The 17,207-nt window shown below is 36.9% G+C and carries 11 protein-coding genes and 1 other RNA gene; 4 read left to right on the top strand and 8 right to left on the bottom strand.

Features of this window, described 5'->3' with window-relative positions:
* The first annotated feature begins 159 nt into the window (after positions 1-159).
* Entirely contained in the window at positions 160-1,134 is a 975-nt protein-coding gene (locus FLEMA_RS67225) for a phytanoyl-CoA dioxygenase family protein (RefSeq protein WP_052353914.1), read from the top strand.
* A 47-nt stretch (positions 1,135-1,181) separates the two neighbouring features.
* Here FLEMA_RS67225 and ssrA read toward each other — a convergent pair.
* The 4 genes from ssrA to FLEMA_RS0102060 all read right to left on the bottom strand — a co-directional run bounded on the left by ssrA (position 1,182) and on the right by FLEMA_RS0102060 (position 5,881).
* Positions 1,182-1,580, bottom strand: a transfer-messenger RNA (tmRNA) gene (ssrA, locus tag FLEMA_RS76490).
* Between the two features lie 147 nt (positions 1,581-1,727).
* A complete protein-coding gene (locus FLEMA_RS0102070; protein WP_026994018.1) occupies positions 1,728-3,788 on the bottom strand; it encodes a TonB-dependent receptor family protein in 2,061 nt (686 codons plus the stop codon).
* A 1,109-nt stretch (positions 3,789-4,897) separates the two neighbouring features.
* Positions 4,898-5,269 (bottom strand): co-chaperone GroES, encoded by a 372-nt coding sequence (locus FLEMA_RS0102065; RefSeq protein ID WP_044170627.1) that lies wholly within the window; start codon positions 5,267-5,269, stop codon positions 4,898-4,900.
* Positions 5,270-5,374: 105 nt separating this feature from the next.
* The gene (locus FLEMA_RS0102060; protein ID WP_026994016.1) at positions 5,375-5,881 is read right to left on the bottom strand and encodes a metallophosphoesterase family protein; all 507 of its coding nucleotides are present in this window, start codon (positions 5,879-5,881) and stop codon (positions 5,375-5,377) included.
* A 180-nt stretch (positions 5,882-6,061) separates the two neighbouring features.
* On the opposite strand from FLEMA_RS0102060, the gene FLEMA_RS0102055 reads away from it, so the two are divergent.
* Complete coding sequence (locus tag FLEMA_RS0102055; RefSeq protein WP_026994015.1) at positions 6,062-6,703, top strand: hypothetical protein; 642 nt, start codon at positions 6,062-6,064, stop codon at positions 6,701-6,703.
* A gap of 111 nt (positions 6,704-6,814) precedes the next feature.
* Here the strand turns inward: FLEMA_RS0102055 and FLEMA_RS0102050 are convergent, their stop codons facing one another.
* Complete coding sequence (locus tag FLEMA_RS0102050; protein WP_026994014.1) at positions 6,815-7,429, bottom strand: hypothetical protein; 615 nt, start codon at positions 7,427-7,429, stop codon at positions 6,815-6,817.
* 70 nt (positions 7,430-7,499) lie between these two features.
* Here FLEMA_RS0102050 and FLEMA_RS0102045 point away from each other — a divergent pair, with 70 nt between their 5' ends.
* Together FLEMA_RS0102045 and FLEMA_RS67220 are read left to right on the top strand one after the other, a co-directional pair.
* Positions 7,500-7,970, top strand: a complete 471-nt coding sequence (locus FLEMA_RS0102045; RefSeq protein ID WP_044170625.1) for a GNAT family N-acetyltransferase — start codon at positions 7,500-7,502, stop codon at positions 7,968-7,970.
* Positions 7,971-8,036: 66 nt separating this feature from the next.
* Entirely contained in the window at positions 8,037-9,029 is a 993-nt protein-coding gene (locus FLEMA_RS67220) for a zinc dependent phospholipase C family protein (protein WP_044170623.1), read from the top strand.
* 136 nt (positions 9,030-9,165) lie between these two features.
* Here FLEMA_RS67220 and FLEMA_RS0102035 read toward each other — a convergent pair whose 3' ends face one another.
* The 3 genes from FLEMA_RS0102035 to FLEMA_RS0102020 form a co-directional block, all read right to left on the bottom strand.
* Positions 9,166-13,248, bottom strand: a complete 4,083-nt coding sequence (locus tag FLEMA_RS0102035; protein ID WP_026994012.1) for a two-component regulator propeller domain-containing protein — start codon at positions 13,246-13,248, stop codon at positions 9,166-9,168.
* Positions 13,249-13,368: 120 nt separating this feature from the next.
* Entirely contained in the window at positions 13,369-14,184 is an 816-nt protein-coding gene (locus tag FLEMA_RS0102030) for a substrate-binding domain-containing protein (RefSeq protein WP_026994011.1), read from the bottom strand.
* Between the two features lie 466 nt (positions 14,185-14,650).
* The gene (locus FLEMA_RS0102020) at positions 14,651-17,029 is read right to left on the bottom strand and encodes an esterase/lipase family protein (RefSeq protein WP_026994010.1); all 2,379 of its coding nucleotides are present in this window, start codon (positions 17,027-17,029) and stop codon (positions 14,651-14,653) included.
* Positions 17,030-17,207: the final 178 nt, after the last annotated feature.

Genomic DNA, 17,207 nt, shown 5'->3' with positions numbered 1-17,207 from the left:
AATACAGCGGTTACCTCTTTTCAATTAGCCAACAAAATAGATTTTGGGATTTCCCTATAATATTTTCTCGATTGATACAATACCAATTCCCTCAATTAGTTGTGTATATTTGTAAGAGGTTAATTTTTAGTATTTATTCCATCAAACCTATATAGCTTTATGCATCAAATGAACTTACCTTGGGTTGAGTCGCCTTTTTTCAATGAAATTCTCAAAACCAAAAACCTTAGCGAAGCAGACCAAAAAATAGCCTTAGAATATCATACCAATGGCTTTGTTGTTATTCCAAATTTGTTTGCAGAGTCGCTGATAGACGATGTCAAAGCCGAAATGGACAACAAAGGCTTTAATTTTGATTTTCCTGTAAGTACCCATCGTGATAAAGTTAGAATTCAGGACTTGTGGATGTATTCGGAAAGTGTGAAGCAGGTAGCAAGCCATCCTAAAGTATTGGCTACTTTAGAAATGCTATACGACAGAGAACCGATTCCTTTTCAGACCTTGAATTTTAAGGTAGGAACACAACAACGTGCCCACTCCGACACCATTCACTTTAGCTCTATTCCTGCCCGTTTTATGTGTGGTGTGTGGGTAGCTTTAGAAGATATTACGCCCGAAAATGGGGCAGTATTTTACTATGCCAAATCGCATAAAATGCCCGAATATAATTTCGCCCATTTTAAGAAAGAGCCAAACGATACTTCTTATAGCGAATACAATGATTATGAGAGCTTTATAGAAAGTATCATGAATGTTTCGGATTTTGAGAAAAAGCATTTTTATGCCAAAAAAGGAGATGCCCTTATTTGGTCGTCAAATATTATTCATGGTGGATCGAAGGTCGAAAACCTCAGTAGTACTCGCTACTCGCAGGTAACACATTATTACTTTCAAGATTGCTTGTATTATACACCAATGCTGTCGAATATGGTAACCAACGAGCTGCATTTGAGGAATGATTTTATTGATATTAAATCAGGTAAAACAGTAGAACCTTCATTCAATGGCCATCGCATCAACCATATCAATACCGATAAAGGGACTTTTATTTTAAATAATCGATTAAAAAATCTATCGACGGTATTAAAATTTATTCGCTTAAAAAATAGAATTTTCAAAAAAATCTTTTCATAATTTAAACGCAAAAAACCGCTTAATTCTTAGAATTAAGCGGTTTTTTAGAGTGGAGACGGAGAGATTCGAACTCTCGTCCAGACAAGGAAACCAATAGCTTTCTACACGTTTAGTCTTGATTAATTGTCGAGGTTAACAAGGTTCAAGCCTGACCTAAAATAACCCGTAGTCTCGGTATACTAGATTTTGCTCAGAGACATCAGCAAAAACCGACTCTGCATTTCGACACCCCAGACCTTGACGGCAGAGTTTGGCCAAGTGGGATGTGGCGGGAAGCATCAACCTAGTTGATAGCAACCCATGACTTACCCTAAATTAGGAATTAAGCTGCCATGGCATACTGTGTATTGCCAGTTATGGTTCGGATTGATTTTTAACAGGAGATCTACCCTACTCCCGACGTGCTTACAATTAGAGTGCTCAAGCTGTCAATACCGGTCGCCCCCCTAATTTGACTAATTTTCAAAGAAAATCTTTCTTCTTTTTGAGAATCAGCTTGCAAATATAAGCATTTTCCAAAGATTTTTAGTTCCTTTTTGGGTATTCGTACACTTTTTTTCTAACCCTCTGTTTTTAAACGGCATACATTTTATTTAGATTCGTACCTTGAGTCCTCCAAAGAAAAATCTGCCTGAAGCGGGTTCATAATATCTGTTTGCTGTGGCGTTGATTTGGATATTGGCAAAATATACGGCGTTGTTGATATTATTTACTCCTATAAATGGCTCTATCAAAATGCCTTTGAGTTGTTTTTGCCAACCCAAACGTAAATTTACTAGTGCATAACCATCAACTTTTACTGTATTGGCATCGTTGGCCGATATTGAGCTAATACTACGAAACTGAGCTATTGCAAAAAAGCCCGTTTTCGGAAAATATCGGATCTCGGAATATACATTATGGTTTGGTATTCCAGGAAGGGCATTTCCGTCGTATTTACCTGCCAATGTCTGATAGCTTTGGTATTTAAAGTCAGAGTAGGTATAATTAAAATACCCCGTTAAAGCTGGCAACATTTTATAGGTAATGCCCAGTTCAAGGCCATTGCGAGTCGACAACCCTGCATTTCTATAAAAAGTGCGTCCTACCTGATTGGGCAACTGATACGGTACAATTTCGTCTTGTACTTTTACTTTGAATACAGCGAGGTCTACCCTAATTTTTGTACCCAGCCATGCTTTATAGCCTAATTCATAGTTCTGAGACTTTTGAGGGGCCAAATCAGGATTAAAGCCTCCTTGTCCTGTAGGGTTATTGGTTAGTTCGTTGAGCGATGGGGTTTCAAAATTGCTAGTAAAATTACTATAAATCGTATTTCGGTTATTGAAATTATAAGAAATACCTAGCATTGGACTAAAACGCTTGAAATTCTTTGTTGCCGACTGATTCCCATCCGATAAAAATGCGTCTTTTACTTCCAAATTTACCCAATCGTAACGTGTATTAAAAGCTACCCGAATATGTTTGGTTGGGGTAAATTCTTGTAAAATATATAGTCCTACATTCCGAAAGTCCTCAAGCTGATCCAACCGCAAAGTTCCCCTTAATCCTAATTTATTATCATATCGTTGACGGTTATCGCTTTGATTTTCTAGGTCTACTCCTGTTTTTAGGCGGTATCGTCGCAATGTCCATTGATAAGCGACACCTCCTCCCCAAAATTCTCGTTTGAAGGCAATTTGTCCACTATTCTCAAAACCTTGGTTGGTATTAAAATCACGGTTTACATAAAAACTTCTGATATTTAATTGTTGATTTTTGCCAATATTTTGGTCATAAACCATAGCAAGGCGAACCTGCTTGAAAGTTTCGGTGGTATTGTAATCAATATTGGCTTTGCGAGCTTGCCTTCGGTTATTACCAACTTCCTCTAGGGTAAGTCCACCAGGGTCTTCTGCTTTGGGGCTATCAACATAGCCTGCCAGAAAAGTTAGTTTGGCATTTTCGGTAAACTGATAGCCCAACTTTAGGTTGATAAGGTTACGTTCTAGGGTACTTTTATCTCGGTATCCTGTACTTTGCAAACGAGAAGCATTGGCCAAATAAGAAAACTTTCCTGTAGTACCACCAGTTTTTACCTGATACCTTGCCAAGCCCCAAGCACCCAATGTTGTACTAAATTCGGCAAATGGTTTTTCAGGAATATATTCCGAAATAAGGCTTATTACCCCTCCCGAAGCGTTTCCATAAATTCCTGCTGTAGCTCCCTTTATAACTTCTACTCTTTCTACCATACCTACGTCCATATTACCTAACTTGGCTGTACCATCGGGTGTAGATTCAGGAATACCATCCATTACGATTTTGAGTCCTCGAATACCAAATGCCGCTCTTGCCCCAAACCCTCGGATAGAAATACGCAGGTCTTGGGCAAAGTTCTCGGAATTCATTGCAAACACCCCCGGTACTGCTGTCAACGACTCAAACAGCGACATTTTGGTTTGTCCTACTTGCAGGCGGTCTTTGCCTATTACCGATACTGCTACAGGAAGTTGGTTGTCTTTTGTGGGTACTCGTGAAGAATAGATTGTTACAGGAGCTAACTCGCGTGTTGAAGGAATAGAATCTTTGGGAGTAATTATGGCCATAATATCACTGCAAATAAGCAATATAGTACCAATAATCAGTATGACGGTTTTGTTGGAGATATACATAGAGATAAGTTGATTTCTGAGCAAAGTTAAGACCAAATAAATAAAAACCCCGAAAAGCTTTCGCAATTCGGGGCTATAATCTTAAGGGTTAGGTAATTAGTTTTACAAGCATAGCGAATACGTTGAGGTATTACATACTTGATAATAACTAATAAAGTAAGGACGATAATAACTTAAATAAAACTGAAGAATAAACTATCCTACAATAGTGAATCAACAATAGCAATTTGACATTTTTTAAGGAAATAAAGGAAGAATGGGGTTATATAAAACCAGAGAAATCCGCCAATACTCCAGAATAATCCCCAATTCAACCCCTTTCCAATACGGAGGTAACACGATTTATTTAGTTGACAACTATCCGCCAATAGTTAGCCGCTAATAAAAAGATAACAACCTTACCGTAAAGATTTTTACACAGGCTGGGTATACAAAACACCCTGGCCGACGCACAACTGTACTTACTTTTCTTGTTTAGAACCTACCTATAGATTCTATCAAGTAGCATTAGTACAAATCGGTATTTTTTTATTTGAAAATAGATTTCAAATATGTTGATATTTCTTCCGAATAAATGGAAAATGTACAGACAGCAATGAGGTAAGTTATGGCAATGACATCGCTAAGGACACCATAACTATCATTTTGAGCGATAAATTTTGATACATTAAAGCCTATCAAAGCATAAAACTACGATAGCAACTTTGTTTTCAAAATCCATACTCCTTTCGTGGCGGCAAAAAGAATGGCTAATCTTTAATCAATAAGTTGGCATACTTACTGTTATATTTCTGTACTATTATTTTTTTATTTTGAGTCGAACCTTAATTTTTATATTTAAAACAGTATCAAATGTAGTGCCAAAAACCTTAAAAGTAAGTTTTTCTCTATTATTTCTTTACAATACATTAATATCCAAAGTCATTTTGATTAAATATCTTGCTGGAAGATAAAATATGGATAAATACTTCATTTAAAATATTTACAAATGCTGTGCCAAAAACACCATATTTTATAAACAAAAATAGAGAATTTCTACCTGACATCTATAAAAAGTTAACTATCAAATACTTACGGCTCAATTATTTATTAAAATAATTTATTTATTCTTACCAATCTTCTCTTACAATCATCACAATTGCTGATTGAGATACTATCAGGTATTTTTCATGGTCGATTTCAACCTCCAAGCTATTTCTTTTCAAAAATAAAGCTTGGTCGCCTTCTTTTACTTGTAGAGGAATATATCTTACATTTTCGGCATCTTTCCAAGGCTCGTCTTCTTGTACAGCAGGTATTGGAAAACCCGGCCCTACCTTTATAATGTATCCTTTCTGGATTTCCTCTTTTTCTTGTACGGTTGGTGGTAAAAATAAACCCGAACGAGTGGTATTATTTCCTTCTTGCGGACGAATCAGCACTTTGTCGCCCAGCATAACTACTTTATTCAACGTTTCTGCTCCTGCCAATGTCGTTATCATTTTGGTTATACAAATTTTTGTGTTAAATCATCGAATAGAAAAACCAATGGGCTTCCTTAAATCGGCTACAAATTTAGTACAATTGTATTATTCTTGTCAACCCTACTAATGCTTTGAGGAACGAGGCATTTCGATTACAGCTAAATCAAAGATTCTTTTTCCTTCTATTTTTAGCCGAATGGCTGTTTGTACTTCATGAAAGCCGTGTTGTCCTGCTGCTCCTGGGTTAATAAACAGCATATTGCCTTTTTTTAGGTCTCTTTTTACTTGTAAAATATGTGAATGCCCACAAACAAATATATCTGGAATACGCTCGGTAAAACACTCCAAGGCATCGGGCTTGTATTTCGACGGTGCCCCTGCAATATGTGTCATTCCTATGTGTACTTCCTCGCAGGTAAAATGATTGATTTTAGGATAAATTTGGCGAAGTGTAGCATCATCAATATTACCATAAACTCCTTGAACAGGTTTTAAGGCTACAAGTGTGTCCGAAACCGCAACACTACCCCAGTCGCCTCCATGCCAAATTTGGTCGCACCAATCCAAATGAGGCTCAAGACGCTTATCTAAAAAACTATGTGTATCTGATAAAATAAGTATTTTTTGCATGCTTGTTATATACTCTCCGTTAGGACTGATTAGTATTTATTTTGGAATTTATCATAAAACAAACTTTCTGTAAATCTCGTTTTAGTTATAGATTTTTATACATTTACACTTGAAAAAAAACGACTTATTGAAGTGCTTTTTCAAAAAATGGTCTCATAATCACCCTAACTTGCTAATCTAATGTCAACCAAGCCATTTGAAATCACTTTATATGAAAAGCTTCATGATTTTTTTTACGGGCACGACTTTATTTTGATGGCTGATAAAAAGCAATTCCGCAAATTTACACCATCTGGTTTTCTAAATGTTATTTTTACGGCTACTACTTATGAGGGCGAAACGTGGCTTGAAGTAAATTTTGGCTGTCGCCACGAACAAATAGAACAAATTGCTCAGCAGTTTTTGGGCAACACCCGCGACTACTGGCCCGATGCCAATACTTTAGTAATATCGATTGGGAAGTTTAATAATGCCAAATATTTTAGGTATAAAATTATTGAAGAACATGATTTAGATGATATTTGTGAAGAAATCAAGGAATTCTTGAATACACAAGGTTTTGTGTTTTTGACCGAAAACAATAACCTAAATGCGATTCACCATATTTTTAATGATTTGCCCAACAAAACCTGCAAGTATGTGTATAATCAAACACATCGTTGTTTTAAGGGAATGATTGCGGCCAAACTTATCAATAGTGATAAGTTCTTGGAAATAGCCGAAAAACACCGCAAATATATGGTTATTTCGGGTGCTCCTGAAGATGATTTTATTACTTATGAACGCCTAATGAGCTTTCTTCTCTATATTTCTAACAACTAAATCAGGCCAATTGCTAGAAAAGATTTTATTGGATGATGTCTATGATTAAATTCATTTGACATCATCCAGTAAAACACTGAATACCAACCCAGTAACGCCTAGACTACTCTATTAATTGGCTAATTCCTTACCAATAGCGTCCACCCAGTTGTCAAACAATTGTTGTTCAAATTCACAGGCTTTCTGAGCGTGAATTTGCCAATCTGCTGAAAATGCCTGAAGTTGCGTTATCATCTCGGCCAAATGCCCTTCTTCCTCAACAATGATTGAACGCATATTTACTTTTGATTTTGCCTCATCCAATACCTCTTGATACGCTGGGTACAATTCATCGGCACGTACTTCAATCGAATACGTTACCAATAAGTAAGCCGCAAACCTGAGGTCAGCACCCGATAGGTTTAAGGTCTTTTTCAAGTACTTACATACTTGTATATCTAAAAGGTTGAGGTACGAATAACTAGCAAAAGGTGCCAGCAAATAGTCGTTCTCGTAGGTAGCGAAATGCTCTATTTTACCAACTTTCTGAATTTGCTTTTTCAAATAAAAAGCATGGCGTGCTTCTTCAGCAGCATGTTTTAGCACAATATATGAAACCTTGGTTTTGTGCTCTGAAGCAGAAATTTTTCTAGCTCCTGTATTTTCCATCAGCGACAACGTATTCAAGAACCTAGCATGAATTGCATTATCGGATATGAGTTTTCTTAAAATTTCTTGTAATTTCATATTCAAAAATAAGCTATGATTTAATCAGTAGACTATCCTTCATCAAAAAATTAAATACATTATTCGATTTATGCAATTACGTTATATTCAGTATTCTCCTGAAGAACTACAAGAAGTAAAAGATATTTTCTTGGAATATGCCCAAAACTTGAATGTAGATTTATGTTTTCAGCGTTTTGAGCAAGAACTAGAAACACTTTCAAAGATATATGCTCCACCCCAAGGCTGTATCATTTTGGCATATCATGGCCAAGAGGTAGCTGGATGTATTGCTCTAAAGCCAATTGCCGAAGGCGTTTGTGAAATGAAAAGGCTCTATGTCAAAAATGCGTTCAGAGGGCACTCGTTAGGACGAAAACTTGCTCAAGAAGCTATCAGTTTTGCCAAGCAAAATGGCTATCAAACCATGAAACTAGATACCCTCACAACACTCCATGAAGCCATTGGCTTATATAAATCGCTAGGGTTTCAAGAAACTCCCCCCTATACTTTCAATCCACTCGATAATGTTTTGTATTTTGAATTAAACTTAGCACTATAATTTAGCTCAAACAATCTTTATAAACCCTTCAATTATTCTGCATCTTCGGATTCAGACTTTTATTTAATGAAAAAACTGCCTTTATTAGTAGGATTTGGCATTATGGCCTTGTTCCTATGTTCGTGGGGATTTTTAGCTCACAGAACCATTCATCAGATTTCGATTTATTCGCTTCCGAAAAAACTACAAGGTTTTTTTGCTACCAATGTAGACTACATTGTCTATAACTCTGTACGCCCCGATGTACGACGTAAAGATGATCCCAAGGAAGAAACCAAACATTTTATTGATATAGATGCCCCCCTTTTTGGTGAAGATGCTATTAATACTATGCCTCAAAAATGGGAAGATGCCGTAAAAAAATACTCGGAAGATACCTTACGCAAATATGGTACTGTACCTTGGGAGGTATTATTACTGAAAGAAAAACTCACAAATGCTTTTAGAAATAAACAAAAAGATAGTATTCTATTTTATGCCGCCGATTTGGGCCACTATATTTCGGATGCACACGTACCTTTGCATACCAGTATCAATTATGATGGCCAATTAAGTAATCAAAGAGGGTTGCATTCGCTTTGGGAAAGTACTATTCCAGAATTACACCTCAACGACTACAACCTTTATCAAAAACATAAAGCTAAATACCTGAAAAATCCCCAAGAGGAGATTTGGAAAGTTTTGCGTCAGTCGAATATAATGTTAAAACAGGTTTTTGAAGAAGAAATTAATGCTTCGGTAGGCTTTAGTGAAGACAAAAAGTTTAAGCGTTCTGAAAGATTTGGACAAATGCGTAAGAACTATTCGCCAGAATTTGCCAAAGCTTATTCGCTTCGTTTGGGTAATACTGTCAACGAGCGTTTATTAGCGTCGTCACGTTGTGTAGCTGATTTTTGGTACACTAGCTGGGTAGATGCTGGCTGTCCTGACTTGAGTACGATAAGTCCTGTATCGGAAGAAACTACCAACAAAATGAAGCTTGAGCAAAAAGCTTGGAAGGCAAACCAACTCCTAAGCAAAGGCTGGCTACAATCAAGAAAGGCCACTCCCGAAAACTAAGTATTGTATTATTCTATAGGTGAGTTACTCACCTATAGAATAATTTTTACTATTAAAAATCAGCACAAACAACGCTGTACTCCTTCCTGTTACTCTTTCTCAAATTATATTTTAGAAATACCTATTTACTCTGCGACTAAGCTTCTTTTACTTTATCTCGCATTTCCGAAGGTGATTTACCATATTCTTTCTTGAAAATTCTTGTAAAATACGAAGGGTCGTTGAAACCTACTTTATAAGCAATTTCAGCAACGGTATAGGTATCAGTTTCGAGTAACTGAACAGCCCTTTTGAGCCTGATATTACGAATAAACTCATTGCCAGAAAGGTTGGTCAAGCTCTTCAATTTTCGGTACAATTGCATATTACTCATTTTTAGTTCAAGCTCCAATTGCTGAATATCAAATGCCGAATTATCAATATTTTCTTCTACAATCCGAATAGCTTTTTCCAAGAAATGTTCATCTGCCGAATTAAGGGTAATTTCTTTAGGTTGTATCTCTACTTCTTGACTAAACCTTTCACGGAGTTTACGACGAATCTCTAGTAAATTTTTCACCCTTACTTCCAACAAATTAGCATTGAAGGGCTTGGTAATATAGTCGTCTGCCCCGATTTCCCAACCTGTAATTTTACTTTCGTTATTACTTTTCGAGGTCAGAATAATCACAGGAATATGGCTAGTTTTTTCGTTTTCTTTTACCATACCACAAAACTCTACACCCGTCATTTGGGGCATCATCCAGTCAGAAATAATTAAATCTGGGATAAATTCTTGGGCTTTTTCCCAAGCCAATTTGCCATTTTCGGCTTCTATTACTTGGAAATTTTCCACAAAAATTTCTTTGATATATTCTCGAAGCTCCTCATTATCCTCAGCAATCAGCACTATTGGTTTTTCCGAATCAGGATTAACTTTAGTTTTTTGCAACGTTTTGGTAATCAATGTTGGGCTTTCTATTCCTATTTCTTTTTGGGTTTCTTTAATCCAGTTTCGTTCAAAAGCCCGACTTGCTACAGGCAACATCACCGTAAAGGTACAGCCTTCGCCATATACGCTGGCTACACTGATTTCGCCACGGTGCAAGGTTGTTAGCTCTTTGCAAAGGGCAAGTCCAACACCTGTACCTACAACCTGCGGCTGGCTATTTTCATGAATTTGGTAAAAACGATTAAAAATATTGTTGATATGCATAGGCAAAATACCCTTTCCAGAGTCTTTGACTATAATTTTGATACGCTCAACGGTTTTATCTTCACCCAATTCTGGTAGAAGTTCTACCTCTATTTTGCCCTTCTCTGGCGTATATTTAAAAGCATTTGACAACAAATTAGTAACTACTTTTTCAACAATATCGGCATCGTAATAGGCCATTAATTGATGAAGAGGTGCATTGAATTTCAAATCAATTTGTTTTTGTTCGGCCAAGCTTTTGAAAGAGAAGGTTATTTTCTCTAAAAACTCTACAATATCATTTTGCGAAATTTCGGGTGTAAACTTGCCTGCTTCGAGCTTTGACAAATCAAGGAGCTGATTAATCAGTTTTAGCAACTGTTTGGCATTGCGATGAATAAGTTTGAACTGTCCTTTTTGTTTTTCTGGCAAGTCTGGATTTTCGGCAAAAAAGCGTTCTAATGGCGAAATAATAAGAGTAAGTGGTGTTCTAAACTCATGCGAGATATTGGTAAAGAAATTGGTTTTCAATCGGTCCAATTCTCGAATTTGTTCCTTTTCACGTTCCTTCAATCGCAAATCAGATTTGAATCGTTCCCTTATTTCTATCATTCTTCGCAGGGCAACCAAACCCGCCAAAATCATCAACCCATAAATCAAAAAAGCCCACCACGAACGATACCACGGAGGCAAAACAATGATTTTGATGGTTGCAGGGTTTTCGTTCCACACACCATCGTTGTTGGTAGCTTTTACCTTAAAAGTATATTCTCCTGGGTTCAAGTTGGTATAACTTGCGGTACGTTGTTTTCCTACGTTGTTCCAGTCTTTATCAAAGCCTTCGAGGATGTAAGCGTATTGGTTATTTTTGAGTTGCTGAAAATCTAGGGCTACATAATCAATCGAAAATACATTTTCACGAGCCTTAAAGGTAATTTCTTTAGTAACCGAAATACTCTGTTTCAGGGGCGAATCTTCGCCTATTTCAACAGGTTTATTAAATAATTTTAAACCCGTAATGTATACCTGTGGCACTTCGTTACTTCCTTTTAGGCTGTCGGGATGAAATACATTCAAGCCCCCCGTTCCACCAAAAAACATTTCTCCGCGCTGGTTTTTGGTATAGGCATTGATAAGGAACTCCTTTCCTTGTAGCCCGTCAGACTCGGCAAAGTTTTTAAATTTCCATTTTCGGGTATCAAAAACAGCCAAACCTTCATTAGTAGCTAGCCAGAGGTTTTGGTGGCTGTCTTCCATAATACCTTTTACGGCATTATTTGGCAAGCCATCTTTTACGGTAAGAATTTTGAAATTTTGACGTTTTGGGTCAAATAGATTCAGGCCTCCGCCATTAGTACCTATCCAAATACGTCTTCGTGAATCTTGAAAAATCCTAAATGCCGAACTACCCCTCAAGCTGCCCTCTACATCTGTTTGTAAAAAATGGCGTACTTGATGATTACGAGGATTATAGGTAAATACCCCATTGTTGTACGAGCCTACCCAAAGCATCCCCGAAGCATCTTCCATAAGCGAGTTGACATGAATACCGTACAAACGCCCAACAGTATTGAGCTCGGGAATAGGTGTAAATGTTCTGCTTACTTTATCAAAAATAACAACGCCTTCTCCTTGAGTACCTAACCACACTTTGTTTGGAACAGCCGAAAGACTAATAGCTGATATATTGGCGCCGTATTTTCCACCAGAATAGGTATAGTTTTCAAAAGAACTACTTCCCTTTCGTAACATCCGCAAGCCAACACCCCAAACGCCCACATACATATCGCCATCTCTATCATGTTGTAGAAATACAATATCGTTATTATTCTGTATTTTGGCCGATTCGGGATTATTGATAAAATGCGAAAACTGATTGTTGGTTCTATCGAGCAATGTTAGCCCATTGTTGCTTCCAATCCAGATTTTGTCATTGCTTTCGCAACTAATAGAAGTGACTTTGTTGCTCAGCAAACTTTGCGGAGAATTAGACTTGTGGCGATACAAAGCAAATTTGCTATGTCTTCGATAATGCACATTAAGTCCACCCTCCCAAGTACCTATCCAAACGTTATCGTCTTTATCAACAAAAAGTGAAATAATCGAAAAAGAACTTAATCCTGTATCAGAATCAGGATTTGACTGCAAATGGGTCGTATTTTGATAGTCGGCTTTGGTTACTAAAATCGCTCCGCTGTCGGTTCCTATCCATAAAATCCCCTGGCGGTCACGCACCATCGAGGTAATGATATTTTCTTTGTCGGTTACCGAAGGGTTATATAATAAGCGGGTAAATTGTTTTGTTTTTAAATCGAATTTATAGAGTCCGTTGCCACGTGTACCTACCAATAAGTCACCGTTCAAATCTTCAAAAAGGCAATTGATTTGGTTTTTCTGAGGAGGTAATTCGTTCTCTAAACGATAGGTCTGAGCTTTACCAGCAGGGTTAATTACGGTCATTACACCATAGTGGCCACCCAGCCAAATATTTCCTTTTTTATCGTAATACAATTTTGTAATATCGTTGGTAGTCAGCGGCTTCGACTCGGTGAGTCGCCAAGAAACCGTATTTTTGGCAATATCAAAACACAAAAGTCCATAACCATAAGTAGCCGCCCAGATTTTGTGGTCACGAGTGGCAATAATCCCCGAAATACTTCTGTCGCTGATATTAGATTTGTATTTGGCAACTTTGTAGCGGATAAACTTACCTGAAGCTACATCTAGTTTATTGACACCACCATTGATTGTACCAATCCACAAGTTGCCCTCGTAGTCTTCGGTAATACAAGAAATATTGCTACTACTAATAGAGTTGGGGTCGTCGAAGGTATGGCGGTACACAGTAAAGCTGTAACCGTCATATTTGTTGAGGCCATCGGAAGTAGCAAACCATAAAAACCCTTTGCTATCTTGAAATATGTTGAATGCTGTACTTTGTGAAAGACCTTGCTGTGTACCAATGCGGTTAAACCTCAGTTGTCCTGTGGTTATAAAATTCAAGCAACATCCCAAAAGCAATATCAGTAAACTTCTGAATTTCATTAATTTAAACCTCCTTAATGCAATTTAAAGGATAACAGGTAAAATGAGAAATTTTTTCGCCTATTTCCCTTTTAGGGACTACCAATTGCAATATTAAGCGGGTAAGATAATTTTAACTATTTACAGTGAGTTTCGTTGAATAAAAACAAAAGGATTACGAATATGTTCCTTTTTTCCACTTAGAATTAAAGCTGCAGCACTACGCCCAAGCTGTTCGTGGTCGGTAGTTACCACTGTAATCCCTCCAAATAGAACCTCTTTTAGAGGTGTTTCATTGTATGAAATAATACCTATATTTTTTCCGACAGACCAATTTCTTTTGGAACATACCTTCAATATATCTACTAAATACTGTTCTGACAACACCAAATAAGCTTCTTTTTCCCTAACAATATCTTCTTTTAACTCGGTATATATATTATACTGTAACGAATTTTCTTGAGAAAATTGTACAATTCCGTTGGCAATGCCCTTTGAAAAATTGGTAGGCTCATCTACTACTATGTTGATTGCCTTGTATTTATTGACAAGCGGCTGTGCTGTTTGTAAAACTGATAAAATATCTTGCTCGAAATCTTGGTAGACACAGGCATACTCGCCACGAATAAACTCGTTTCGTTTATCCAAAATTAGCAATTTTTCTTTGGGAATACTATTGAGTGTTTTCAGTATATCTTCGTTCAAACACACAGCATGCAACATGATAGCCACAAAATCATAGTCCACAACCTTTTCTCGAATCACTTGGTCGAAATGCGAGGCTGTTTGTGGGCTTATAGGCTGCACATACACATCTACCTTGGCTTTCCCGTCTATTTCTTCGAGGAAGCTATTGTAAATTTTATCTTTAAAATCACTAAGACGATTAAAAACCAGTAGGATTTTCAAAGTAGTAGTATAAGTATTGTTCTCTGTTTCAGTTAGTGGATTTGTCACGTTCAAATAGCTTATGTTTTATGAATCAATGTAGACAACAGTATGGTTCTCTTTTAGGCCAAGGTTATTCAAACAAGGTATATGCCTGTCAACATTATTGATGTAAATTTTGTATTAGAAAAAACAATTAATATCCTGTGTTATGCCGTGTACCTCAAAGATAATTCTATATATTTTATGGACTGAAAAGTGATACATAGGAAGGCTACCTTATGATTGCATACCTTTGGTGCTAATAAACTTGAGTATTAAATACTCTAAGTAAAACTTATTTTGTACAATTACTTTAGGGTTATTGATGAATTTGCTAGCTCATTGGATAATACGGGAAAGTATTCTTGAAAATATTTTCGTGTGCTAAACAAATTCGATAAACTACTACCTCATACCTACCAACAGAAGAAGCTCCTTAGCTACAAAGATTTATTACCTTTATAACTAAGGAGCTTCTTCTGTAAAAGTATTGCTAATTACTGCATCCTCCTATTTTAGTATTCAAAATTGTATAAGGGTCTGTATCAAAACCTGGGATAAACTCAATATATTGGCCTGCACTCATTTGAATATTTTGCCCAAATGGAATTTTGCCATTGGTAATAATTAAATTATCTGCTTGATAAAACGAATTTGTAAGATTACCATTCAATGGATTATACTGACTAACACAATTGGTAACTTCAAAACTGATACGTTGTCTTATTGTTTCTCCAGTAGCTGTTTTACCAATAACAAGAACACTGTGTGGCCCTATTGAGAAGCCGTTGTCAATTGGTAATGTAAAATTGGCGGTATTACCTGTAGCACTATAAGACATCACTTCGTCTTCATCGTAATTGATAATGGCATTTATTTCAACAATATTGGTGGAAGTTATCTCAAAACCTAAACTTCCTCCGATATTTACACGTACAGCATTGGCTGGCTTAATTATCTGCATGGTAGCATTGGTAGCTAATTGGTTTCTATTTTCTGGTGGTGGTGTACTGTATACTAATGTAGGTGGGTTAAAACCTGCTGTGGTGAATATGCTACTAGATGTTGGTGTAGTAAGTAAGGTTTTTATTTGATTACGAACACTATTATTACTTTGTGAGCTATGAGGTGTTATCATACTTGGAGTCGATTGAGCTGTCGTAATGACTCCTCCCTTTTGGCTGCTTAATGCTACAATTCCATCATTATCTTCGCCATTGAATATGATAGATATACCTATATTCAATAGCATTGCCATCATCCCAACTTTAGGAACTCTTGAGAGTCCCCTCAAAATTTGACTAGTAGGAAACGTCGTAGCTATTGCGTGTGAAGGAACAACCTTAATCCTACCTGCACCACTATTAAGTGCCCTAATGGCATCACTATTAACCTTCAAATCATTAATCGCCCCACTTTGGCATGTTGCAGCTTGAGGATTACCACTCAGCATATCTCTTACAAATTCGCATAAGGCATCACCAGTATTAAGAGGGTCTGATAAGAAATTGGCCACTTGAGAACCTGAGTGAGGCGTATTCAATGTGATAAGTTTATGAATATCATTACTGTATCGACTACTTTGCAAGTATAACCTTGACAGTATACCTCCCATACTATGCCCAATTATATCCACTTTACTAAACGAGTACCCTTCTTTGAGAATGTAGTCTTTAAAACTAGCTATATAAACAGGAACAACCCAATCATTTGTACTAAAAGACGCATCATTTGAAATCCTATAATCAGCTTGTCGATATAGTTTTGTAACTATTTCATTGGTATTGATACTATATGCTGTAGAAGTGCTCAATTCTCCCTCCAAAACTTCAAAACTTGAATCGTCTATTGGAGTGCCATTGGACCATAACCCATGTACCATGAGCAACGGTGCGGGGTGTATCCTTAAAGGATACGAAGCGAGGGCTCGTGTAGATGTACTCTGCTCATATAATTCTACATTTAATTGGAGATACGTAGAAAAACTATTGAGATAATCTGGATGCTTATACGTAAACTCATACACCCCATTGTTAAATGTTGCCTCCGTAAACTCCCCATACATTGCTGTATTAGCTTTTGTAGGGTCTTGACTAATTCTTGCCTTTACGTTTGATTTGGTTGTTGTTACCTTAAACAATGATGAAGTAGAGCCATCTGCACATACCTTAAAAACACCGTTATCTTCTGTACTTGCTTGTCGTAAACTTACTCTGTCGGCTTTGTTTCCATTATTAATTCTAAAATGCTCTATTTGAAAATCAAGCGACTCTTGCGAATAATAAACAGACCCATTCAATGGCTGGCTCAAAGTTATATTGGTAGGCCTGTTTGCATAATTTAAGATACACAAAACATAGATTTGCCCTACTTCTACAGGTATTGTTCCACTCAATGAACCTCCACACAAGGAAGAATGCGTTGTACAAGGTAATTCCACTCTAGCGTCTGCGTTATAGTCACACACCAGTGGGGTTGTTTCTGTTACACTACAAGCATTTGCCAAATCATTATTGGCCACAGGCCCCCATAATACACCATCGACATCTACATTACTTGAGTTATTAAACACAAACCGAATGTTTCCTCTCGTCAAGATTCGTACATAAAACCATGTTTGATTAGCTCTGGTGGTTATACAGTTCCATTTGGTTGCAGCCGAGCCATCATAACAGTTCCCATTTACAGGAGCTGGGTATGTAATCGATTCACCTTTCAATGGATTAGGCCAGTTATTAAAATTACATCCCAGTAATGTTTGTGAACAAGTAGCCAATGTAGAAGGAACAAGGCTTGTATCTTTAGTAGACTTTTCTTGTGCTTTAACAACAATTGTTAACAGACTGAGGATAAGTAAAAGTATTTGTTTCATATCGCTGAAATATAAGATTATTAAAGGAGTGGGCTTAGAGCTTTCTTTCTCACTTAGACAAATAGCAACCCTACTCGAAAACTATTAATTTCGAGTAAAACAATACCCACTACTATTATATTGGGGTATTCTTCTAAAAATTTAATCTATTGATCTTACGAGAGGCTCTATACCGAAA

The sequence above is a fragment of the Flectobacillus major DSM 103 genome, assembly GCF_000427405.1.
Classification (GTDB): domain Bacteria; phylum Bacteroidota; class Bacteroidia; order Cytophagales; family Spirosomataceae; genus Flectobacillus; species Flectobacillus major.
The sequence above is the reverse complement of the archived record's forward strand: the minus strand, read 5'-3'. Positions and strand labels throughout refer to the sequence as shown.